The organism is Pseudomonas sp. R43(2017) (genome assembly GCF_002112345.1).
Classification (GTDB): domain Bacteria; phylum Pseudomonadota; class Gammaproteobacteria; order Pseudomonadales; family Pseudomonadaceae; genus Aquipseudomonas; species Aquipseudomonas kribbensis.
In genome coordinates this window covers 199,658-223,477 of record NZ_NEHJ01000012.1, presented here as the reverse complement: position 1 = coordinate 223,477, position 23,820 = coordinate 199,658, and the positions used below count along the sequence as shown (strand labels likewise).

The following is a 23,820-nucleotide window of genomic DNA, read 5'->3' as shown; positions in this document are numbered from 1 at the left end:
TTTTCGCCCGACTACTAGTCGACTGGTCTAATAAACACCAATCAAGGCACATCCATGAATCACAGCAGTTTCTTCAAACCCGCCACTTTGGGTCGTCACACCCTGAAAAACCGCATCGTACTGCCGCCCCTCACCCGCCAGCGCAGCACGCAACCGGGCAACATCGCCAACGCGTTGATGGCCGAGTATTACCAGCAGCGCGCCGGCGCCGGTCTGCTGGTGACGGAAGGTACGCAGATCGAGCCGCGCGGCCAGGGTTATGCGTGGACGCCGGGCATTCATACCCCGGATCAGATCGCCGGCTGGCGCAAGGTCACCGAGGCAGTCCATGCGCGGGACGGCGTGATCTTCGCTCAGCTCTGGCATGTGGGCCGCGTGTCCCATACGGCTCTGCAACCTGACGGTGCCGCACCGGTTTCGGCCTCTGCGGTGGCCACCGACCGGGTCAGCGTGTTCATCGAAACCGCGCCCGGCGCTGGCGCCCTGGTGCCTCCGTCCGCCCCGCGCGCCCTGACCACCGATGAAGTGCAGGAACTGGTTCAGCTGTACATCCAGGCCGCGCGCAATGCCATGGAGGCAGGTTTTGACGGGATCGAACTGCACTGCGCCAACGGCTATCTGGTGAACCAGTTCATCTCGGCCCACAGCAATCTGCGCACCGACCAGTACGGCGGCTCGCTGCACAACCGCCTGCGCTTTTTGCGTGAAGTGGTGGCTGGTGTTGCCGAGTGCATCGGGCGTGAAAAAGTCGGTGTGCGTTTCGCCCCGCTGTTCACCACCACCGATGAAGCACGCACCTACCTGGGCATGGTCGAGGAAGATCCGCACACCACCTACATCGAAGCAATCAAGGTGTTGCAGGACGTGGGCATCGCCTACCTGTCCATCGCCGAAGCCGACTGGGACGATGCGCCGGCGATGCCGCTCACGTTCCGTCAGGCAGTGCGCGACACCTTCAGTGGCGCGATCATTTACGCCGGGCGTTACACCGCAGCATCCGGTGCGCAGTTGCTGGATTCCGGGCTGGCGGATTTCGTGGCTTTCGGTCGTCCGTTCATGGCCAACCCGGACCTGCCGGCGCGCATCGCCAATGACTGGCCGCTGAATTCACTGAATCCGGCCACGGTCTACGGTGGCAATGCCGAAGGGTATGTGGATTACCCGACCTACGGCGGATAACCAGAAATGCGGCAATGCGGGACGGCGACAGGTCGAAACCTGCCCCGTCCTGCACCTCTCACCTTCAAACGATTTTCAGGGCCTTGAGAATGACCAGCGACTGCTCGGCAAATGCCTCGGCCTGCTCGGTCAGTTCGGCAATATTTTCTTCGGCGGTGGTCAGTGCCTTGCCGTCCTTGAGCAAGCCTTCACCCTGACCGCCGATGATGCCCCACGCCAGCAGTGCCCAGTCGGCCGGACGGGTTTTGCCTTGTTTGATCGATATCAGGAACAACTGCTGGAAACGGCTGACCGTCACGCCACCACCGGTCACCGGGCTGGCCAGCACCTGAATCTTGTGATCGAACAACGAGCGTCGGCACAGTTGCAGGTTGAGGGTGTTGCAGCGCGCCTGTGCCAGCTTCTCGGCCGCTTCGCTCTGGCACGGTGCAACGGCGCCCATCCCGATCAACACGTTGAGAGCCTGCTCCACATCGCCATAACCCAATGCAGGCGAGGCTTCCAGCAAGTGGCGCAAGGTTTTCGGCACATGGGCCTCATCCGCCAGCGCGTCGAGTACCGGGCCGTAAATATCCACCTGCAACGTCGCGGAGCCTGCCGGTCCGGTGACGCTGCCCGCAACACTGTCTGCCAGTTGCATCAGGACAAAACGGGTACTGAGCATGCGCTCGCGGTGTTCACTGGCGGACAACCGGTTGGCGCCGCGCACGTAAAGGTCCCGGCGGAAGTTCTGATTGACGAAGTAATCACGCGCCTGCTCGCGCATGACCGGATGCTCGATGCCTTCCAGAAAGTCCATGCCTTCGGCGCTCAGGTTGAGCGGGTCCACCGTGTCCAGCGGAACGGCGGTGGTGGCGTAGTCAAGCTTGGCCGGGGCCATGGCTTCGACCACGTCGGTGAAGTACATGCAGTTCCAGTCGCGGTTGAAGTATTCATGGGCGACGTACTGGCGATTCTGGCCCTTGATGCTCTGCAGCTTGGCGTCCAGCCCCGGCACCGAATTGGAGTAATTGGGATTGGCCGCCAGCAGCGCCTCGGAGAATTGCAGCGCGGCGTCGATCCGCTGGTCCGGGCGTGCCGAAGTCTGTGTGGCAAAGCGGTCATGCAGGCTGAACAATTGGCGCAACGGCGCCATGGGCGACCAGCCCGGGAAGCAGTTGTAGCTGATGTACACATGACCGCCCGGCTTCAGATGACGACGGACGAACTCGACGATCAGTTTGTGATTGTCACGGCTGACCCAGGTCCAGATGCCGTGCAGGCTGATGCTGTCGAACTGCGGCAGGTCATGGCGGGCCAGCAGTTGCTCAAAGCTGTCGTCATACAGCCGCGCATCGCTGCCCCAGTCGTTTGCCAGCCCGATGGCATGGGCGGCCTGGCCCGGATGGAAATCCGTACCGACGTAGGTGCCCGGATTACCCGCCGCATGGATATTGATCGAAACGCCCTGACCAAAACCCAGCTCGCAGTGATAGCCGTCGGTGCTCTCCAGCGTGGCGAAACCACGCAACAACAAACAATAGCGCTGGAAAACCGGATTGATCTCGCGGCTATACCCGTAGGTGTAGCCTTCGTCCGTGAAATAACCTTCGTTCCAGGCATTGCTCATGCGTGACACCCTTTTATATCGAAAGTGAAAGTCGATCTTATAAGGGGTAGTCGGGACCAATCACAAGCGCAAAAGCGACGTCCCGTAGCCAGCCGTTGTCTATCAGCCAATCACCCGCGCATACACCGCCCTGTCGATGTTGCCCCCGGACAGAATCACCCCCACCCTTTTGCCCTGCATCCTGTCCCGCTCCTGCATCAATGCAGCCAGCGCGGCGGCGCCCGCACCTTCGGCGAGGTTGTGGGTGTCGGTGTAATACACGCGCATGGCTTCGGCGATTTCGCCCTCGCTGACGGACACGATTCGTGCAGCGCCGGCCCCATAAACGTCGAACGCCTCGGCGATCGGTTTGCGCACGGCCAGGCCATCGGCAAAGGTATTGGCGGAGGCGGTCTCGCAGATCGTTTTCGCCTCGAAGGACAGCTTGGCGGCCGCTGCTTCCGTGGACACCACGCCCACCACCTGGGTATCCAGACCCAGCGCATCACGAGCGGCGATCACGCCACAAATGCCCGAGCCGCATCCGATCGGCACGTAGACGGTGTGCAGATCCGGTGCCGCGCTGAACAGCTCCAGCGCATAGGTCGCCACGCCCTTGACCAGTTCGGTGTGGAATGGCGGCACCAGATAGAGCCCGTGTTCCAGCGCCAGACGTGCCGCTTCCTCGCGGGCCTCGTCGAAATCTCGCCCGTACTCGACCACTTCGCCGCCGAAGCCGCGCATGGCGTTGTTCTTTTCCAGCGAATTGCCCAGCGGCACCACGATCAACGCCTTCAATCCGACGGCACTGGCTGCCAGTGCCAGGCTTTGCCCGTGATTGCCACGCGTCGCGGAGACAATGCCTTTGACGTTGGGATGTTCGCGGCGCAGCCAGTGCATGAAGGTAATGCCGCCGCGTACCTTGAACGCACCGGTCGGGGTGTGGTTTTCGTGCTTGACCCACACCGTGCAACCCAGCCGCTCGGCCAGCAATGGCCAGCGGTATTGGGCAGTGGCCGGCATCACCTGGTAAACCTGACGAGCAGCCTGTTCGATGTCTTCGCGAGTAAGTGAATGCATGGGAATCTCCTTGTGCCTGGCCCCAGTCTAGGCACAGGCACATCACGTCGGCTTTCAAAAAACTGACCTGACTTTCGCCTACACTCTTCACTACTATGGCGCTCATGAGCCATCGAAACCGCCAGCAGCCAGCCGTCGTCCCGGAACCGGTCCGTCGTATCGAGGCCGGCCCGTGGGCGATCGAATTGCTGCCCGGCGCCGCCTACGCTACGCGTTATGTGGCGAGCCAGTCGGCGATCGGCTTTGCCTTCGACAGCCAGCGCGGCGTGCACGCCATCGGCAGCGACCGGGTGCGCCCCTTCGATGCCATGCCCAATGGCCTGGCGTTCGTGCCTGCCGGCTGTGACGTGATGTCCGAATCGCCCATGGGCGGTGAATACCTGCGGGTGATCCGCACCGACGGCATCGCGTTGTCGGGCGAGCACGCGTTCAACAATCGCATCGATCCACAGGCCATTCGTCTTGCCTCGCAAATGCGCAACGCGATGCTGATGGCCTCGGTGGACGATGAATGGGAAACCTGGGCCCTGGAACTGGCGGAACGCGCCGAAGGCAAAGACATTCTCTTGCCTCAAGGCACTATCACCGGACGTCGCCTGCGCCTGCTCGACGAGTTCATCGACGCCGGCCTCAACGGTCCGCTCGATATCCAGTCCATGGCGCAATTGCTTGAACTGTCCGAAGGCTATTTCATTCGAGCCTTCAAGCAGGCGACCGGCAAAAGTCCCCATAGCTATCTGATTGATCGACGCCTGGCCCGGGCCCGGGCACTGATGCGTGACTCGAAGGCCAGCCTCGCGGAAATCGCCCTCGCCTGCGGTTTCAATTCCCAGGCGCACATGACCAGTGCGTTCAAGCAGCGACTTGGCGTGAGTCCGGCGCAATTGCGCGCAGGATCGCGTCACAATCCCGCCATTGGCAAAAAGACAAATCAGTGGTGAATTTTTTCGTGTCCACTTGTATCTGATCAGGAAGAAGCCGTGCCATCACAGAGATGGCATCGGTCACGGCAAACCGCTCTGACTCGCGGTTTGCACAAAGACAGATCAGATGCAGAGTGAATCCCATGGAATCAAAGGAAAGCGTCAGCCCGATCGGACTGAAAGACATCACCATTGTCGACGATGCCAAGATGCGCAAAGCCATTACGGCCGCCGCGCTGGGCAACGCGATGGAGTGGTTTGACTTCGGCGTCTACGGCTTCGTCGCCTATGTGCTGGGCAAAGTCTTCTTCCCCGGCGCCGATCCCGGCGTACAGATGATCGCGGCACTGGCGACCTTCTCGGTGCCGTTTCTGATCCGGCCGCTGGGCGGGTTGTTCTTCGGTGCGCTGGGAGACAAGTACGGACGCCAGAAAGTCCTCGCGGCGACCATCGTGATCATGTCGCTCAGCACCTTTGCCATCGGGTTGATCCCGTCCTATGCCTCGATCGGCATCTGGGCGCCGATCCTTCTGCTGCTGGCGAAAATGGCCCAGGGCTTTTCGGTCGGAGGCGAGTATACCGGGGCCTCGATCTTCGTTGCCGAATATGCGCCGGATCGCAAACGCGGCTTCCTCGGCAGCTGGCTGGACTTCGGCTCAATCGCCGGCTTCGTCCTCGGCGCCGGTGTGGTGGTGCTGATTTCCGCGATCATCGGCGAAGAAAAATTCCAGGAATGGGGCTGGCGCCTGCCGTTCTTCCTCGCCCTGCCGCTGGGCATGATCGGGCTTTACCTGCGCCATGCGCTCGAAGAAACCCCGGCGTTCCAGCAGCATGTCGAGAAGCTTGAACAAGGTGACCGCGAAGGCCTGGCCGGCGGCCCGAAAGTGTCGTTCAAGGAAGTCGCGACCAAACACTGGCGCAGCCTGATGACCTGCATCGGTGTGGTGGCAGCGACCAACGTCACCTACTACATGCTGCTCACCTACATGCCGAGTTACCTCTCGCACAACTTGCACTACAGCGAAAATCGCGGGGTGCTGATCATCATCGCAATCATGGTCGGCATGTTGTTCGTGCAGCCTGCCATCGGTTTCATCAGCGACAAGATCGGCCGTCGTCCCTTCATCATCTTCGGCAGCATCGGTCTGTTCATCCTCGCCATTCCAGCGTTCATGCTGATCAACAGCGGCAAGATCGGTCTGATCTTTTCCGGCCTGCTGATACTGGCCGTGGTGCTGAACTTCTTCATTGGGGTCATGGCCTCTACGCTGCCGGCGATGTTTCCGACTCACATCCGCTACAGCGCACTGGCCAGTGCCTTCAACGTCTCGGTGCTGATCGCCGGTGTGACGCCGACCGTGGTGGCCTGGCTGGTGGAAAGCACCCAGAACCTGTACATGCCGGCCTATTACCTGATGGTGACTGCCGTCATCGGGCTGATCACCGGTGTGACCATGAAAGAAACCGCCAACAAACCGCTACGCGGAGCAGCCCCTGCGGCGTCCGATATCGAGGAAGCCAGGGAGCTGCTGCAGGAGCATCACGACAACATCGAACAGAAGATCGAAGACATCGACGCCGAAATCGCCGAGCTGGAAGCCAAACGCGAGCACCTCGTGCAGCAGCACCCGCGAATCGAATAACGATATAAAGAGTTGATGGGACAACAGGGTGGAATTCAAACGCCCTTCTGTGGTGTTCTGTTCGTCAGGAGCCGGTGGTTTTTTCCGCCGGCTCACGCCCATTCAGCAGCTGACGATGAGGTTCGCTTCATGAGCAAAACGCCTTACGTACCACCCAAGGTCTGGAAACACAGCGCTCCGTCCGGCGGCCAGTTCGCCAACATCAATCGCCCGATTGCCGGGCCGACCCATGACAAAATCTTGCCTGTCGGCAAGTATCCGTTGCAGCTGTACTCGCTGGCCACGCCCAACGGTGTGAAGGTCACCATCCTGCTGGAAGAGTTGCTGGCGCTCGGGCACACCGGGGCCGAATACGATGCCTGGCTGATCCGTATCGGCGAAGGCGATCAGTTTTCCAGCGGCTTTGTCGAGATCAATCCGAATTCCAAGATCCCTGCGCTGCTCGATAGAAGTGTCGAGCCGGCGATCCGGGTGTTCGAATCAGGCTCGATCCTGCTTTATCTCGCCGAGAAGTTCGGCGCCTTCCTGCCCACCGACCTCGCCGGCCGCACCGAAACCCTGAACTGGCTGTTCTGGCAGATGGGTTCGGCGCCCTACCTGGGCGGCGGTTTCGGGCATTTTTATGCCTATGCGCCGGAGAAACTCGAATACCCGATCGACCGCTTCACCATGGAGGCCAAGCGTCAGCTGGATGTGCTCGACCGGCGCCTCGCCGAAAGCCCTTATCTCGCCGGCGACAGCTACACCATTGCCGATATCGCGGTCTGGCCGTGGTACGGGCAACTGGTGCGCAACAACGTGTACGGTGCGGCCGAATTCCTCTCGGCGCACGAATACACCCATGTGCAACGCTGGGCCGAGGACATCGCCAAACGGCCGGCGGTCATTCGTGGGCAACGCGTCAACCGGACCTGGGGTGATGAAGCGAGCCAAGTGCCGGAACGGCATGAGGCCGCTGATCTGGACTGATCGCTCGCACCCGATAACAAAAACCAAGGGGCGTCCGCATGAACATTCTCTACGACGAGCAGGTCGACGGCGCACTGCCGGAGGTCGATAAAGCCGCGCTGTTGCAGGCGTTGCAAACCCGGTGGCCGGCACTGGAAATCCTGCACCAGCGCGAGGATCTCGCCCCGTACGAGTGCGACGGTCTGTCCGCCTATCGCACCACGCCGCTGCTGGTGGTTTTGCCCCGGCATCTGGATGAGGTGCGGGGCATCTTGCGCACCTGTCATGAGATGAGCGTGCCAGTGGTTGCCCGGGGTGCCGGCACCGGGTTGTCCGGCGGCGCGCTGCCGCTGGAAAAAGGCGTGCTGCTGGTGATGGCGCGCTTCAACAACATTCTGCACATCGACCCGGCTGCCCGCACTACGCGGGTTCAGCCCGGGGTGCGCAATCTGGCGATTTCCCAGGCTGCCGCTCCGTTCGGCCTGTATTACGCGCCGGATCCTTCCTCGCAGATCGCCTGTTCCATCGGCGGCAATGTCGCGGAAAACGCCGGCGGCGTGCATTGCCTCAAATACGGCCTGACCGTGCACAACCTGCTCAAGGTCGAGATCCTGACCGTCGAGGGCGAACACCTCACGCTCGGCTCCGACGCCCTCGATTCTCCCGGTTTCGATCTGCTGGCGCTGTTCACCGGTTCCGAGGGCCTGCTGGGCGTGATCACCGAAGTCACGGTCAAACTGCTGCCCAAGCCGCAGACCGCCAAAGTCCTGCTGGCCGCATTCGATTCCGTGGAAAACGCCGGCCGCGCCGTGGCTGACATCATCGCCGCCGGCATCATTCCCGGTGGCCTGGAAATGATGGACAACCTGGCGATCCGTGCCGCCGAGGATTTCATCCACGCCGGCTACCCGGTGGATGCCGAAGCGATCCTGCTGTGCGAACTCGATGGCGTTGAAGCCGACGTCCACGATGACTGCATTCGCGTGCGCCAGGTGCTGGAAAACGCCGGTGCCAGCGAAGTGCGCCAGGCCAGGGACGAAGCCGAGCGCGTGCGCTTCTGGGCCGGTCGCAAGAATGCCTTTCCGGCCGTGGGCCGCTTGTCGCCGGATTATTACTGCATGGACGGCACCATCCCGCGCCGCGAACTACCCGGTGTGCTGCAGGCCATTGCGCAGTTATCCGCCGAATATGGCTTGCGCGTGGCGAACGTGTTCCATGCCGGCGACGGCAACATGCACCCGTTGATTCTGTTCGACGCCAATCAACCCGGCGAGCTGGAACGCGCCGAAGCCCTGGGAGGCAAAATCCTCGAATTGTGCGTGAAGGTCGGCGGCAGCATCACCGGCGAGCACGGCGTGGGGCGGGAGAAAATCAACCAGATGTGCGCGCAGTTCAACAACGATGAGCTGACCCTGTTTCACGCCGTCAAAGCGGCGTTCGATCCCGGCGGTCTGCTCAACCCGGGCAAGAACATACCGACGTTGCACCGCTGCGCCGAATTCGGCGCCATGCATATTCATGCCGGCCAATTGCCCTTTCCCGAGCTGGAGCGTTTTTGATGGTCCGAGAAAAGGATGTCGACGACAGCGTCGTGCTGCTCGATCAGGTCAATCAGGCGTTGCAGGACGCCACACCCTTGCGGATTCAGGGCGCCAACAGCAAGGCGTTTCTGGGACGAATCGTCGCCGGGGAAATCCTCGACACTCGCACCCATCGCGGCATCGTCAGCTACGACCCGACCGAGCTGGTAATCACTGCACGTTGCGGTACTCCGCTGAGCGAACTGCTGGCGGTGCTGGATGCTTCACAACAGATGTTGCCGTGCGAGCCACCGGCCTTCGCCGACGATGCAACGGTGGGCGGGATGATCGCCAGCGGACTGTCGGGCCCGAGGCGGCCGTGGTCGGGGTCGGTGCGGGATTTCGTGCTCGGTACGCGGATCATCACGGGTCATGGCAAACACCTGCGCTTTGGCGGTGAAGTCATGAAAAACGTCGCGGGTTATGACCTGTCGCGGCTGATGGCCGGCAGTTATGGTTCGCTGGGAGTGATTACCGAAGTCTCGCTTAAAGTCCTGCCCAAACCCCGTGAGTGCCTGAGCATCAGCCTGGAAATGGGCAGCGAGCGTGCCTTGCAGCGCCTGGCGGAATGGGGTCAGCAACCGCTGCCGATCAGCGCCGCCTGCCACGATGGCCAGCGCCTGCACTTGCGTCTGGAGGGTGGCGAAGGCTCGGTGGCTGCGGCCCGTGATCGTCTCGGTGGCGAACTGCTTGATGGCGCCTATTGGTCAGACCTGAATGAACAGCGCCTGGATTTTTTTGATGAGGACCAGCCCCTGTGGCGCCTGTCGGTGCCGAACAACACCCCGCCGCTGGCCTTGGCCGGTGTGCAAATGCTCGACTGGGGCGGTGCACAGCGGTGGCTCAAGTCAGGGGCGGAAGCGGCATTGATTCGGCAGGTGGTTTCGGCTGTTGGCGGCCATGCTACCTGCTACAGCCATGGTTTGATCGACGCGCCGTTTCATCCGTTGCCGCCCGCGCTCCTGCATTATCACCGTCGCCTCAAGCAACAACTCGACCCTTTGGGCATCTTCAACCCCGGTCGTCTGTACGCGGAGCTTTGAGCCATGCAAACCACTCTCAGCGAAAAGGCCCTGCAACTGCCCCGCGCCGAAGAAGCCGAAAGCATCCTGCGCACCTGCGTGCACTGCGGCTTCTGCAACGCGACCTGCCCGACCTATCAATTGCTCGGCGATGAACTCGACGGCCCACGGGGTCGCATCTATCTGATCAAGCAAGTGCTGGAAGGCAACGAAGTCACCCGCAAAACCCAACTGCATCTGGATCGTTGCCTGTCCTGCCGCAATTGCGAAACCACCTGCCCCTCGGGGGTGGATTACCACAACCTGCTCGATATCGGCCGCGCCGTGGTGGATGCCGCCGTGGAGCGCCCCATCGGCCAACGCTTGTTACGCGAAGGTTTACGCGCAGTGGCGCCCGATGCCTCTCTGTTCAAGGGATTGCTCGGTGCTGGCCAGATCTTCCGCGCACTGCTGCCCGAGACTCTGCAAACCAAACTGCCGCGCAGCACTTCTGCAACCGAGCGCCGCCCGGTAACCCGGCATGCCCGCCAGGTGTTGATGCTTGAAGGCTGCGTGCAACCTGGATTGTCGCCCAACACCAATACGGCGGCGGCACGGGTGCTGGATCGACTGGGGATCAGCATTACTCCGGCGCGAAATGCCGGCTGCTGCGGCGCCGTGGACTATCACCTCGATGCCCAGGCCAAAGGACTTGAGCGGGCCCGCAAGAACATCGACGCCTGGTGGCCGGCCATCGAGCAAGGCGCCGAAGCGATCGTGCAGACCGCCAGCGGTTGTGGCGCGTTCATCAAGGATTACGGACATTTGCTGTGCACCGACCCGGCCTATGCCGAGAAGGCGAAAACCGTCAGTGCACTGGCGAAAGATCTGGTGGAAGTGCTGCGCGAGGAACCGCTGGAATCTCTTGGCATCCATGCCGATCAACGCCTGGCTTTCCATTGCCCCTGCACCCTGCAACATGCACAGAAACTCGGCGGCGCGGTGGAGTCGGTGCTGACCCGGCTGGGCTTCAACCTCACGACCGTGCCGGACGCCCATCTGTGCTGTGGCTCGGCGGGCACCTATTCGATAACCCAATCGGCACTGGCCCGGCAACTGCGCGACCAAAAGCTCAATGCACTGGAAAGCGGTCATCCGGATGTCATCGCTACCGCCAATATCGGCTGCCAGGCCCATCTCGACGGCGCGGGACGCACGCCGGTCAGGCACTGGATCGAGCTGATGGATGCCGCGATGCCCTTGGTGAGAGACGCGTAGGATTGCTGGCGGTGGTCAAACGATGGGCCAAAAAAAACCGCCTTTGCGGGGCGGTTTTTTCGGCAAGCCTCAGTTTGCGGCTGGGGTCTGCTGTCTCACGGACAACTCTGACGTGCGGGAATACTATTAATCTTTGGTTTTCGTTGCAACGTTATTTTGCGTGCGCTGAATGGCGTTATTCGAAAGATCCGTATTCCTGGCGAGCCTTGACCACACCAAACCATACTGACAGAAATAACGAATTACAAAACATACCAAAGCTTTCCCCCAGCATTCTCAAAATCCCGCCTCAGGACAGGTTAATATGCCGACGCTCACTCGCCAGTGCTTCCATGAGGTTTGGCTGGAACCATAACGGTTTCATGCCCTTCGACACGGTTTTGCACCCGTGCCGGAATGATGGCTCGGAGGGATCACAACCGGCCGCCTCATGGGCAACTCTGACGAGCATGTCCGAAGGCACACATGATCCGGTAAGTGCGCTGGAGGATTGGCCCCCGACCTGGAGGCCAAAACGTATGAAGCTTTTGCTGCGTACGCTGAGCCTCGTATGGAGATCGTTTCAAGCGTTTCGCTTTTACGAGTTCCTGCGAGACCACTTTGACAACCTGAAGTAACGGTTGTCGATGCGGGAAAAAGCCCGTTTTGGCTTCGGCTGAAACGGGCTTTTTTTGTTCTTATAAACTGTCACTTGTAGGACTTTTTATAAAATTGATCCTGTTCTGCTGTAAGGCATTTCTCTGACATCTGTCATCCCGACATCCTCCTCACCGTCAGTTATGAGCTAATAGCACCTTCATTAAACCGTCGCTGAAACGTTGTACTAGGATAGGATCCAATTTCCTGATTCGCTGTCGCCGGGCATGGAGCTGTTTTCCGGTGGTTCAGGAACACGAGTACCACACTGCAACTCATGGATGAACGACATGAACTCACAGCTGTTTCCTCACATTGGCAAGGTCATCGCCAGCACTGGCAGCCGACATTTCCCACGGATGCTGCACGACCTGATCCTGACCCAACTGGCGGTGGACGCCACGCACATCCGGCAGATGCGCGTGGAACCGGTCGGACGCACACAACCGCGCGGCGAACCCGAATGCATCAAGGAAGCGCCACTGCCGGCTGAAACGGTGTACTCCGAACTGAGCACCCTGCCGAGTGCCAATGATTTGCCCACTCCCGAACCCTCGACGGTCACCGACGCCTCGCAATTGCACCTGACCCGGCGCAAGGACGGCTATCGCTATGTGATCTCGGTCTACCGTTGTGGCCCGGCAAAACGCTTTTCCGCTCATGAGCGCAGTTTGTTGCAGGATATTTCCCCAGTGCTGCTGCCGATGGTGGAAAAACACATCAACGCCCTGCAACCGGCAAACACTGACGCCCAGGGACAATCCCAGGAACAATCGGATTCCACCCTGCTGGGCCTGGAAACCCTGCGCCTGCGCTTTTGCGAACGAGTGGAGCAATTGGGGCTGAGTCTGTCGAACCGCGAAATGGAAGTGTGTGTCGGCCTGCTGGCCGGACGCACCGCGCCTGAACTGGCCGAGCAGTTGCAACTGAAGGTCAATACCGTGGAAAGCTACCTCAAACGCGCAGCCATCAAACTGGGCATCAGCGGACGTCACTCACTGATGCGCTGGATGTATTCGCCGAAGGACTGCCCGGCAGCCTGCGGCCCTTCGAACGCAGCCTGAAGGCTCACACACCTCTGACTAAACCGCCCTCCTGCAAAGGACGGCGGTTTTTTCGTGCCCGCTTCAATCCCGGGCCAGGGCCTCGATCGGATCGAGCCGCGACGCATTGCGTGCCGGCACAAAGCCGAACACGATGCCGATCAGGGTCGAGCAGATCACGGCGGTCAGTACCGAGGTCAGTGAGAACACCATTTCCCATTCCTTGATGAACAGCGAGAACAGGTGGCCAATTGCATAACTCAACGAGATACCGATGGCGCCACCGAGCAGGCAGACCATCACCGCCTCCACCAGAAACTGCTGGCGAATGTCCGACTGCCGCGCCCCGACCGCCATGCGGATGCCGATCTCACGGGTACGCTCGGTGACCGACACCAGCATGATGTTCATCACGCCGATACCGCCCACTACCAGGGAGATCACCGCAATCAGGGACAGCAGCAAGGCCAGTGAGCGGCTGGTTTTCTGCACGGTCTGCATCACGCTGTCGAGGTTGTTGGTGAAGAAATCCTTGGTGCCGTGGCGCTGCAGCATCAGTTTGTTGACGTTGTCTTCCACCACTTTGCTCGGCTGACCGTCCTTGATCCGCACACTGATGCTGTCCAGATAACGCTGGCCCAACAGTCGGCCGGCGACGGTTTCATAAGGCACCCAGACGTTGAGCGACTTGCTCGACGAGAAGATGTTTTTGTTTTCCGCCGCCACACCGATCACGGTGCACGGCAGATTGCCGATCAGGATCACCTGCCCCAGCGGATCGACGCCCTCGCCGAACAACCGATGGCGGGTGTTGTGATCGATCACCACCACCTGCGCCTGACGCCGGGCATCGCTTTCACTGAACGCGATGCCTGACTCCATCTTGATTCCGCGTACCTGGAAATACAGATCGCTGACGCCGTTGACCTGCGCATCGAGGTCGATATTGCGATAGCGCAGCAACAGATTGCGCCCGACCACCGGCGTAGCGCTGTCGACGTAGTAGAGCTGATTGAGAGCGGTCACATCCGCCGGCACCAGGGTTTCGATGGCCGCCGAGCGACTGTCGCCGAAACTGGTGCCGGAATAGATATCGATGGTGTTGCTGCCGATGGCCTGAATGTCTTTCAAGACATAGCGCTTGGCCCCTTCGCCGATGGCCGAGATCGATACCACCGAGGTGATACCGATAACGATCCCGAGCATGGTCAGCAAGGTGCGCATCCGATGGGAGATCAGTGCGACCCAGGCCATGTTGAACGCTTCCTTGAACAAGCCGAAGCTGGCCACCAGACGTCGTGCCGCACCGGATTTGCGCGACACGGCGTCTTCGTTGGTCAGTGCCGTGGTGTCGCGCTCGTTGCGGCGGTCGCTGAGGATTTCGCCGTCGCTGACTTCGATGATGCGCTCGGCGTTGGCGGCGACCTTGGGGTCGTGAGTCACCAGAATCACCGTGTGCCCGGCGGCGTGCAGCTCCAGCAGAATGCGCATCACCTCCTTGCCGCTGGTGGTGTCGAGGGCGCCGGTGGGCTCGTCGGCGAGGATCACTTCACCGCCGTTCATCAAGGCCCGGGCGATACTCACCCGCTGCTGCTGACCGCCGGAGAGCTGGCTGGGTCGATGCGTCAGGTGCCCTTCCAGTCCCAGCCGTGCCAACAGCTCACGGGCCCGGGCGTGGCGCTGCGGCTCTGGCGTGCCGGCGTAGATCGCCGGCATTTCGACGTTGTGCATCGCGCTCAGATGCGGCAGCAAGTGATAGCGCTGGAAGATGAAGCCGAAATAGTCGCGACGCAGTTCGGCCAGCGCCTGATTGTCCAGATCCCGGGTTTCCCGGCCGTTGATCTTGTAGCTGCCGGCCGTGGCGTAGTCGAGGCAGCCGAGGATGTTCATCAGAGTCGACTTGCCGGAACCCGAAGCGCCGATGATCGCCACCATTTCCCCGGCATTGATCGTCAGGTCGATATTCTTCAGCGCCAGAAATTCACGGTCGCCAGCGGTGAAACTGCGGCTGATGCCGCTCAGTTGCAGCAGAGGTTCGGTCATGCTCATGCCCCTGCCACTTTCGCCACCGGATCACCGATCACCACCCGGTCGCCCTCGGCCAGACCGTCGTTGACCTGCACCTTGACGTTGTTGTTGATTCCGGTCTGCACATTGCGCGACTGCGCCTGCCCCTTGGCGTCCAGCACCCGCACCGGGAAGCTGCCGTCGTTGTTGCGCGGACCGAGTGCCGCCACCGGAATCGTCAGCACCGACTTGGCGGTGTCGAGCACCACGCGTACCTGCGCCGTCATGGAAATACGCAGGCGATGATCCGGGTTCGGCACCTCGAACAGCGCGTTGTAGAACACCGCCGTGTTCTGTTTCGGCGTGCCGGCAGGTGGCGCTTCAAGGAAGTTCTGCGGCGCAGGGTCAGTGCCGCGCAGCTTGCCGTAGTAACGCTTGTCTTCACCCAGAATGGTGAAATACACCTCCTGCCCCGGCGCGATGTGGATGACGTCCGCCTCCGACACCTGAGCCTTGACGGTCATGGTGTCCAGGTCCGCCAGTTTCAGCAGGATCGGCGCCAGTTGGTTGGCGATCACGGTCTGGCCTTCCTGGGTGACGATGCCCACCACGTCGCCGTCAATGGGCGCGACGATCCGCGTGTAGGCCAGATTGACCTTGGCCGTGTCGATCTGGATATGCGCGCTCTTGATCTGCGCATCCAGCGACAACAGATTGGCCTGTTGCACCTCGTAGTTCGATTGCGCGGTTTCGAAATCCTGCCGCGAGATTGACGCGTCCTCCTGCAGGTTCTGATAGCGCTCGTAGATTGCCTTGGTCTGGCGCAACTGAGCCTGAGTTGCCCGGCGCTGGGCTTGCAGGTTTTCCTCGTCGACCTGCGCCTGACGCAAGGTGTTCTGCAGCACCAGCGGGTCGATTTCCGCCAGCCACTGGCCCTTCTTGACCTTGTCGCCGACCTTGACCTTCAGCGACTTCAACTGCCCCGAAACCTGGGCACCGACGTCCACCTGCTTGATGCCTTCCAGCAATCCGGTGGCCAGCACTGCGTTTTCAATGTCACCGCGTTCAACCGTGGCGGTCAGGTACTGCGGTGCTTCGGCTGGTGCCTGCACCGTGTAGAACACCAACCCGGCCACCAGCGTCAACGCGATTCCCAGACCGACTTTGCGCAACTTCGACTGTTCCATAAATGACCACAATTCCGTTCAGGGTTGAGCCCGGCCAGCGGCCGGGTTCCAGGATAAAGACTTCAATCAGGACAACACTTGACCCGCCGCCACCGTCAGCCCGTCATGCCACCACGCCGCGAGACTGAAGACGTTGGGCGCCTTGAGGATCGTGAAGTGGTTGCCGGGGCCGTACCACACCGCCAGATCCCGGGCCTCGCGCTGCCAGCCTTCGAGCATCGCTGCCTGTTCGCGCTGGTTGCCCGAGGCGTCCAGTGTCGGGTCGTCCACCAAGGCCAGGCGCACCGGGCCGGTATAGGCCAGCGCCGGCTGATAGACCGTGCGCAGCGCCGTGGCGAAGGTACGCACCGGACCCTGCATCGCGTCAGCTGACGAGCGTTCGGACAGCACACCGGCATGCACCATGCCGTCATGCAGCAAGCGCATTTGCGCAGCGTCATCGGCTTCAGCAAACGCCAGTGCATCGATACCCAAAGACTTGCCGCTGGACAGTTGCAGCGACTCGATCAGCCGCAACAACGCCGCCGTCGTGGTGTACGGCTTGCCCACAACGCTGTTGCCGCCCGGCGATTCGCTGTCGATCAGGGTCAGGGATGCCACCTCGCGCCCTGCCGCCTGCAACTGCGCTGCCATGGCGTAGGCCACCCAGCCACCGAACGAATGCCCGATCAGATGCACCGGTCCTTGCGGATACAACTGCTCAAGTGCCCGCAGGTAGAACGTAGCGGCGTTTTCGACACGGCTGTGCGGCACGGTCGCGCCGTCGAGGCCTCGGGGTTGCAGCCCGTAAATCGGCCACTCCGGCCCCAGCGCCTCGGTCAGATGGATGAACCCGGTGACACTGTCGCCGGCCCCCGGCACACAGAAAATCGGCGCATGCCCGGAGTGACCAGTCTGGATCGTCAACAGCGGCTGATAGGCCCGGGATTCGATCACCGCCGAAGCCTGAACTGCCTGACCGAGCGCCTGACCAAGCACCTGCACATGCGGCGCCTGCATCATGCTTTGGTGATCGCCCGGCACGTCGATGCAGTGCAACAGCGTGGCCGGCACTTCATCCGACCAGCCCAGGGTCGGGTGACGACGAGACAGCTCCGTCGGATGCTCCTGCGCCCGGAACAGATAAAGCGGCAAGCCCAACGGATTGATCCGGTAATGCGCCAGCGCATGCCCGTGGGCGACCTCGCGGTCGAGGTAATGCCAGAGGTCTTGCGGCGCGGCGGCGGCCATCTCCGGATGCAGCAATTGCTCGTCCCGGCAGCGTTGCAACAGCGGCTGGAAGTCGATCTGTTCCAGTTCGGTCTGCAACAGTGCCAGATGCGCCAGTGCGGCTTGCCCCGCGTCACCAAGAGAGGCCCGGTACATCGTGCAGTGCTGCAGCAACTGGCGCTTGTGCGCATGCTCGTCACTCCAGCGCGCCTTGCCCTGATCGGTCAGGCGCGGCACGAAACTGTCGATCAGGCCAACGAACGCCACCGTCTCATCCATGCCGAGCAACTGCATCGCCACTTCATAGGCCAGCACCCCGCCGAACGACCAGCCGGCCAGACGATACGGCCCGTGCGGCTGCACCGAACGGATGATCTCCACCATGCGCGCCGCCAGGCATTCCATGGTGCGCAGCGGTGCCTGGCCGAACGGGATGCCCGGCAGGCCGTAGATCGGGAAATCACCCTCGATGTGCAGGCCCAGCGCCGGGAAGTACGCGTCCATCCCGCTGAACTCATGCATCAGGAACAGCGGCGTGCCTGCGCCACCGGCCCGCACCACGACCAGCCCGTCATTCTGTTGCTCTGCGCCGGTGCGCTGGCTGAGCAACGTGCCGAGCGACTCGATGCTGGCGTGCTGGAACAGCTCGGCCAGCGTCACTTCCAGGCCGTTCTGTTGCATCAGATTGACCAGACGAATCGCCAGCAACGAATGCCCGCCCAGTTCGAAGAAGTTGTCGTGACGACCCACCTGCTCGACCTGCAACACCTCGGCCCACAACTGAGCCAAAGTCTCTTCCAGCAGATTGGCCGGGGCCTCATAGGCGCGGCTGACCAGCGCGTCCTGCGCCGGGACCGGCAACGCCTTGCGGTCCACCTTGCCGTTGTTGTTCAGCGGCAACGCGTCGAGTTGTACCCAGGCCGAGGGCACCATGTATTCCGGCAGGCGCGCCTGCAATTGGCTGCGTAAAGTAGTGCTGTCGACGCCCTCATCGGCGGTGAAATACGCCACCAGACGCAGCGGTTCCTGGCCGTCCTGACGCGCCAGCACGATGGCTTCCCTGACTCCTTCGCAATTCAGCAGGCGGTTTTCGATTTCTCCCAGTTCGATGCGGAAACCACGGATTTTCACCTGATCGTCGTTGCGGCCGATGCATTCCAGCTGCCCCGGTGCCAGCCAGCGTGCGAGGTCGCCGGTGCGGTACAGCAACGCGCCCGGTTGATCGCCGAACGGGTCTTGCAGGAATTTCTCGGCGGTCAGGTCCGGGCGATTCAAATAGCCCAGCGCCACACCCTGGCCGCCGATGTACAGCTCGCCGGTCACGCCCATCGGCACCGGTTGCTGACGGGCGTCGAGCACGTAGACCTGGGTGTTGGAGATCGGGCCGCCAATCGGCACGCTGTCAGCATCTTCTGCCACTTCGCGCACTTCGAAGGTTGTGGCGTAGGTGGTGGTTTCGGTCGGGCCGTAGCAGTGGACGATGAGCAGGTCCGGCGCCTCGGCCAGCAACCGGCGGAACGCGGCCGGGTCGGCGCGTTCACCACCGCAGAGCACGACGCGCAGGCCCTTCAACGCCTCGGGAATCAGTTGCACGTACTGGTTGAACAGCGCGGTGGTGACGAACAGGATCGTGGCACCGGTGTTGGCCAGTTCACGTCCGAAGGCTTGCGGATCAAGCAAGGTCACGTGATCGATGACTACCACTCGACCGCCATTGAGCAGCGGCCCCCAGACATCCATCGTGCTGGCGTCGAACGCCGGGTTGGAAGCGAATGCCACCCGATCCTGCGCATTGAAATCAGCGTAACCGTTGTTGATCACCAGTCGCCCGATGGCCCGGTGCGGCACCATCACACCCTTCGGTGTGCCGGTGGAACCGGAGGTGTACATGATGTAGGCCACGGATTCCGAGGACTGCGGCAGGTCCGGGTTGTCCGTCGGTTGTGCGTCCAACGGCAGCGCATCCAGGTCGATCCGGCGCACAGCGTAATCAGCCGTTTCAGTGCTCAAGGTCAGCAGCGCTTTCGCCCCGCAATCCTCAACCATGAACGCCTGACGTTCAGCCGGGGCATTGATATCCAGCGGCACATAGGCCGCCGCACATTTGCCGATAGCCAGTTGCGCGACCAGCAGATCCAGCGAGCGCGGCAGCAGGATCGCCACGTGGTCGCCCGGTTGCACGCCATGTCCGATCAAGTAATGGGCCAGGAGATTGGCCCGTTGATTCAACTCTTCATAAGTCAACGCCGCGCGGCCATGCACCACCGCCACCGCTTGCGGATGCTTCATCACCTGCAGCTCGAACAGACGATGAACCGTCAACGTCGCCGGGTAGTCCCGTTGAGTGGCGTTGAACTCGACCAGCAATTGCCGCCGCTCATCCCGCGGCAGGATCGACAACTGGTCGATGCCCAGTTGCGGCGTCCGCTCCAGCGCCTGCAACAAGCTCTCGACCGCAAGATCCATGTAGTCGCAGATCCGACCGGCGTCGATCCCGGCCATGGTCAACGCGGTCAGGCTGAAGTCTTCGCCCAGGTCATCGACGCTCAGGCTCAGGCGGTAGTTGCTGTGTTCCTCGGCATCGAGCAACTGCATGCCTTGCCATGCCGCCACAACCTCGTCGGACGGCGTGCCCCCGCCGCCACTGTGGCGGTAATTGAACAAGGCATTGAACAGCGGCATCCCCGGCGCCATGGCGCTGCAACGTTGTACCAGCGCCAGCGGCGCGTGTTCGTGATGCAGCAAGCGGTTCAAGCGCTGATGGGTCGCCAACGCGGCTTCTTTCACCGTTTGCCCGTCCAGATCGATGCGCAGCGGTAAGGTGTTGATGAACACGCCCAGCGCCCGTTCGGCACCTTCACCACCGTGCAAGCGGCCGAGCATCACGGTGCCGAACACCACGTTTTCACGCCCCGACAGTTGCCCCAGCACGCTGGCCCAGCCCAGGTGCATCAGGCTGGCAGCGCTGATACCCAGACGCCTGGCCTTGGCCCTGACCCGTTGGCTCAGCGCGGTGTTCAGCAGCCGCTGCGCATGCCCGTTGCCGCCGTCCGCCACATTGCCCTGGCCATACGGCAGCGTCGGCTCGTCGATATCGCCGAGCATGTCGCGGAAGAACGTCTCATGCTCCTCCTCGCTCAGCCCCGAGCGAGTGCGGGCAACATAGGTGCGATACGGCACCGGTTCGGCCAGCTGCCGCACCTGGCCGAGCAGGACCGACTGCATCTCGTGGCGCAGCACCTCCAGCGCAATGTGGTCCATGACCAGGTGATGGAACAGCAGCAGCGCCACCACACGCCGATTAACCGCGTCCCAGCTGTGCACCACGCGCATCAGCGGCGCCTGAGTGACGGCCATGCGGTAGTGCCGGGTATCGAACCGGCTGCGCAACTGGCTCAATGCATCCGTTTCACTCTCGTCCAGCTCCACCGTTTCACACACCAGCGACGCCTGACGCCAGACCACTTGCACCGGTTCTTCCAGCCCGTCCCAGAACAGCGACGTGCGCAGAATGTCGTGGCGTTCGATCACGGCCTGCAAGGCTTCGGCGAACACCCGCAGACGGGATTCATCGGCAAAGGCGAACTGCGCCTGCAACACATACGGATCGCCCTGAGGCGCCGACAAGTGATGGAACAGGATGCCGGCCTGCAACGGCGCCAGCGGGTAAATGTCCTGCACGTTCGTGGCGCCACCGGGAATGCTGGCGACGATGCGGTCAATGGCAGGCTGATCCAGTGCAACCAGTGGCAGCATGTCCGGGGTGATGTGCTTGCAGTCCGGTGCAATGCGATTGGCCGGGATTTCGGCCTCCGTCTCATCGTCGACCGCAGCGGCCAGAGCGGCGAGCGTCGGCTGGCTGAACAGCACACGCACATCGGCCGTCAGCCCGACATGGCGCATCCGCGCCACCAGATTGACCGCCATCAGCGAATGCCCACCCAGCTCGAAGAAGTTGTCGTGGCGCCCTACCCGCTCCACGTTGAGCAACTCGGCCCAGAGCCCCGCCAGCAGGATTTCCACCTCGCCGACCGGCGCCTCGTATTCGCGAGTGATGACCGACGCCTGATCCGGCACCGGCAGAGCTTTGCGGTCGAGCTTGCCGTTGGGGCTCAGCGGCAGCGCATCGAGATGCACGAACACCGCCGGCACCATGTAATCCGGCAGGTGTTCCAGCAGATGACCGCGCAACACGTCGATTTCCAGTCGGGCGCCGGTGTAATAGGCGACCAGTCGTTTGTCCCCCGGCACGTCTTCACGGGCCAGCACCGCCGCTTCCTGCACGCCGCCGATGTCGGTCAGGCGGGACTGGATTTCACCCAACTCAATGCGCAGACCACGGATCTTTACCTGATCGTCGTTGCGGCCCAGGTATTCGATGTTGCCGTCGGCCAGATAACGGGCGACGTCGCCGGTGCGGTACATCCGGCCGTTGGGCTGGAACGGATCCTGAAGGAACCGCTCGGCGCTCAATTCAGGACGATTCAGATAACCGCGTGCCACTTGCACACCACCAATGTACAGCTCGCCGACCACGCCTTGCGGCACCGGTTGTTGCTGGGCATCGAGGATGTACATACGGGTGTTGGCGATCGGTTTGCCGATTGGGGTGTTGTCCGGCGTGGTGTCGATTGGCCCGACGCAATCCCATGCGGTAACGTCCACCGCTGCTTCGGTCGGGCCGTACAGGTTATGCAGACCACTGTTCGGCAATTGCTGCTTGAAGCGCCGAACCAGACTGCCCGGCAACGCTTCACCGCTGCACATCACCTGACGCAAGCCGTTGCAACGTGCGGTCTCGCCATGGGCGAGGAACACGTCAAGCATCGACGGCACAAAGTGAAGCGTGGTGATGTGTTCGCGCTCGATCACTTCGCTCAGATAGAGCGGATCCTTGTGACCGCCCGGACGGGCCATCACCAGTCGGGCGCCGGTCATCAACGGCCAGAAGAACTCCCACACCGAGACGTCGAAGCTGAACGGGGTTTTCTGCAGCACTGAATCTTCAGCCGTCAGGCGATAGGCGTCCTGCATCCACAGCAAGCGGTTGACCACTCCGGAGTGCTCGTTGATCACACCTTTCGGCTGGCCGGTGGAGCCTGAGGTGTAGATCACGTAAGCCGTGTGTTGCGGGGTCAGTTCATCGACGGAAAGGTTATCCGCCGACAACGATTGCCAGGTGTCGTGATCCAGATCGACCACCGGCACCGCGACTTCACCCAGCAACGAGCGAGTCGAACCCTGCACCAGCACCGCCGACGGTGCGCTGTCCTCCAGCATGTAGGCCAGACGCTCCAACGGATACGCCGGATCCAGCGGCACATAACCGCCGCCAGCCTTCAAAATGGCCAGCAACCCGACCACCATTTCCAGCCCGCGCTCGACGCAGATCGCCACCCGCGCATCCGGGCCAACGCCCAAGCCACGCAAGTGATGCGCCAGACGGTTGGCCCGCTGATTCAGCTCGGCATAACTCAGTTGCTGCTCGCCGGAAAGCACTGCCACAGCCTGCGGCGTGCGCAACACCTGCGCCTCGAACAGCCCGTGAATGCTTTGCTGAAGGTTGTAATCAACGTCAGTGGCATTGAAGCCGTGCAGCAAATGCCGGCGCTCATCCTCTGCCAGCACATCGACCTGCTCCAGCAATGCCTGATCATTGCTGACCATGGCCTGCAGCAATTGCTGCAAGTAACCGGCGTAACGCTGGATCGTCGATTCATCGAACAGCGCCGTGGCATATTCCAGCGAACCCCGGATCACGCCCTGGGCCTCGCCCAACGTCAGCGACAGGTCGAACTTGGCGAAGTGACTCGGCTCGGCCACGCCCTCAAGTGTCAGATCACCGAGGGCCAGGGTCGCACCGCTGCCGCTGTCCCAGCTCAGCAACGTCTGGAACAACGGGCTGTGAGACAGGCTGCGTACCGGCCGGGTGATTTCCACCACCTGTTCGAACGGCAGGTCCTGATGGGCCTGCGCCTCTAGCGTGCACGCCTTGACCCGCGCCAGCAGCGCCTCGACGGTGAGCGAGCCCGAAGTATCGATGCGCACGGCCAGCGTGTTGACGAACAACCCGATCAACCCTTCGATTTCCGCCCGGTTACGGTTGGCGACCGGCGAGCCGATCACCACATCCGACTGCCCGGACAAGCGACCGAGCAACATCGCCCAGGCACTCATCACCGCCATGTACGGCGTCACGCCGTGGCGTTGGCACAGCGCCTTGAGGCCTGCGCTCAAACGCTCATCCAACCGGATGTCGACACTGCTGCCGGCATAATTCTGCAAGGCCGGGCGTGGACGGTCGGTCGGCAGCATCAGCAAGGCCGGCGCACCGGCCAGGGTCTGCTGCCAGAAATCGCTCTGACGCTGCAAGACTTCGCCGCTCAGCCAGCGGCGCTGCCACACGGCGTAGTCGCTGTACTGCAACGCCAGCGGCGGCAGCGGATCGCTCTCGCCGTGGCTGAACGCCTGGTACAGCGCCATCAGTTCGCGGGTCAACACGCCCATCGACCAGCCAT

General features: G+C 61.9%; 13 protein-coding genes (1 of these 13 running past the window's edge). 8 read left to right on the top strand and 5 right to left on the bottom strand.

Translation table 11 applies throughout. From position 1 onward, the window contains the following. The first annotated feature begins 54 nt into the window (after window positions 1–54). Window positions 55–1,179 (top strand): alkene reductase, encoded by a 1,125-nt coding sequence (locus CAG02_RS29145; RefSeq protein ID WP_085708559.1) that lies wholly within the window; start codon window positions 55–57, stop codon window positions 1,177–1,179. A 64-nt stretch (window positions 1,180–1,243) separates the two neighbouring features. On the opposite strand, the gene CAG02_RS29140 is transcribed toward CAG02_RS29145, so the two are convergent. Both CAG02_RS29140 and CAG02_RS29135 read right to left on the bottom strand, forming a co-directional pair. Next, a complete protein-coding gene (locus tag CAG02_RS29140; RefSeq protein ID WP_085708560.1) occupies window positions 1,244–2,788 on the bottom strand; it encodes a class I SAM-dependent methyltransferase in 1,545 nt (514 codons plus the stop codon). A 102-nt stretch (window positions 2,789–2,890) separates the two neighbouring features. Further along, on the bottom strand, window positions 2,891–3,847 hold the full coding sequence (locus tag CAG02_RS29135; protein WP_085708561.1) for a threonine dehydratase: 957 nt from the start codon (window positions 3,845–3,847) through the stop codon (window positions 2,891–2,893). A 104-nt stretch (window positions 3,848–3,951) separates the two neighbouring features. Here CAG02_RS29135 and CAG02_RS29130 point away from each other — a divergent pair, with 104 nt between their 5' ends. The 7 genes from CAG02_RS29130 to CAG02_RS29100 all read left to right on the top strand — a co-directional run bounded on the left by CAG02_RS29130 (window position 3,952) and on the right by CAG02_RS29100 (window position 12,920). Further along, entirely contained in the window at window positions 3,952–4,788 is an 837-nt protein-coding gene (locus CAG02_RS29130) for a helix-turn-helix transcriptional regulator (RefSeq protein WP_085708562.1), read from the top strand. A 125-nt stretch (window positions 4,789–4,913) separates the two neighbouring features. Next, window positions 4,914–6,413 carry a glycine betaine/L-proline transporter ProP gene (proP, locus tag CAG02_RS29125; RefSeq protein ID WP_085708563.1) on the top strand — a complete coding sequence of 500 codons (1,500 nt, stop codon included), beginning with the start codon at window positions 4,914–4,916 and terminating at the stop codon, window positions 6,411–6,413. 129 nt (window positions 6,414–6,542) lie between these two features. Continuing rightward, on the top strand, window positions 6,543–7,382 hold the full coding sequence (yghU, locus tag CAG02_RS29120; protein ID WP_085708564.1) for a glutathione-dependent disulfide-bond oxidoreductase: 840 nt from the start codon (window positions 6,543–6,545) through the stop codon (window positions 7,380–7,382). 38 nt (window positions 7,383–7,420) lie between these two features. Next, window positions 7,421–8,920, top strand: a complete 1,500-nt coding sequence (gene glcD, locus CAG02_RS29115; protein WP_085708565.1) for a glycolate oxidase subunit GlcD — start codon at window positions 7,421–7,423, stop codon at window positions 8,918–8,920. Further along, window positions 8,920–9,984, top strand: a complete 1,065-nt coding sequence (glcE, locus tag CAG02_RS29110; RefSeq protein WP_085708566.1) for a glycolate oxidase subunit GlcE — start codon at window positions 8,920–8,922, stop codon at window positions 9,982–9,984. Before glcD ends, glcE begins: the two co-directional genes overlap by 1 nt. A gap of 3 nt (window positions 9,985–9,987) precedes the next feature. Then, a complete protein-coding gene (glcF, locus tag CAG02_RS29105; protein WP_085708567.1) occupies window positions 9,988–11,220 on the top strand; it encodes a glycolate oxidase subunit GlcF in 1,233 nt (410 codons plus the stop codon). Between the two features lie 926 nt (window positions 11,221–12,146). Next, entirely contained in the window at window positions 12,147–12,920 is a 774-nt protein-coding gene (locus tag CAG02_RS29100; RefSeq protein WP_085708741.1) for a helix-turn-helix transcriptional regulator, read from the top strand. Window positions 12,921–12,983: 63 nt separating this feature from the next. Here the strand turns inward: CAG02_RS29100 and CAG02_RS29095 are convergent, their stop codons facing one another. From CAG02_RS29095 to CAG02_RS29085, 3 genes are all read right to left on the bottom strand, one after another. Then, window positions 12,984–14,942, bottom strand: a complete 1,959-nt coding sequence (locus CAG02_RS29095) for a MacB family efflux pump subunit (protein ID WP_085708568.1) — start codon at window positions 14,940–14,942, stop codon at window positions 12,984–12,986. A 2-nt stretch (window positions 14,943–14,944) separates the two neighbouring features. Beyond that, window positions 14,945–16,093 carry a macrolide transporter subunit MacA gene (gene macA / locus CAG02_RS29090; protein ID WP_085708569.1) on the bottom strand — a complete coding sequence of 383 codons (1,149 nt, stop codon included), beginning with the start codon at window positions 16,091–16,093 and terminating at the stop codon, window positions 14,945–14,947. A 66-nt stretch (window positions 16,094–16,159) separates the two neighbouring features. Continuing rightward, a protein-coding gene (locus CAG02_RS29085) for a non-ribosomal peptide synthetase (RefSeq protein WP_085708570.1) crosses the window boundary here: on the bottom strand, window positions 16,160–23,820 show its 3' portion. 6,988 nt of this gene lie beyond the right edge of the window; the window shows 7,661 of its 14,649 coding nt (coding positions 6,989–14,649); its start codon lies off the right edge, out of view — the gene reads right to left on this strand; the stop codon is at window positions 16,160–16,162.

Bases quoted from the DNA above. Each gene is read 5' to 3' on its own strand.
- CAG02_RS29095 (WP_085708568.1), bottom strand. From the start codon at position 14,942: ATGACCGAACCTCTGCTGCAACTGAGCGGCATCAGCCGCAGTTTCACC.
- CAG02_RS29130 (WP_085708562.1), top strand. From the start codon at position 3,952: ATGAGCCATCGAAACCGCCAGCAGCCAGCCGTCGTCCCGGAACCGGTC.
- CAG02_RS29140 (WP_085708560.1), bottom strand. From the start codon at position 2,788: ATGAGCAATGCCTGGAACGAAGGTTATTTCACGGACGAAGGCTACACC.
- CAG02_RS29100 (WP_085708741.1), top strand. From the start codon at position 12,147: ATGAACTCACAGCTGTTTCCTCACATTGGCAAGGTCATCGCCAGCACT.
- glcF (WP_085708567.1), top strand. From the start codon at position 9,988: ATGCAAACCACTCTCAGCGAAAAGGCCCTGCAACTGCCCCGCGCCGAA.
- proP (WP_085708563.1), top strand. From the start codon at position 4,914: ATGGAATCAAAGGAAAGCGTCAGCCCGATCGGACTGAAAGACATCACC.
- glcD (WP_085708565.1), top strand. From the start codon at position 7,421: ATGAACATTCTCTACGACGAGCAGGTCGACGGCGCACTGCCGGAGGTC.
- glcE (WP_085708566.1), top strand. From the start codon at position 8,920: ATGGTCCGAGAAAAGGATGTCGACGACAGCGTCGTGCTGCTCGATCAG.
- yghU (WP_085708564.1), top strand. From the start codon at position 6,543: ATGAGCAAAACGCCTTACGTACCACCCAAGGTCTGGAAACACAGCGCT.
- CAG02_RS29145 (WP_085708559.1), top strand. From the start codon at position 55: ATGAATCACAGCAGTTTCTTCAAACCCGCCACTTTGGGTCGTCACACC.
- macA (WP_085708569.1), bottom strand. From the start codon at position 16,093: ATGGAACAGTCGAAGTTGCGCAAAGTCGGTCTGGGAATCGCGTTGACG.
- CAG02_RS29135 (WP_085708561.1), bottom strand. From the start codon at position 3,847: ATGCATTCACTTACTCGCGAAGACATCGAACAGGCTGCTCGTCAGGTT.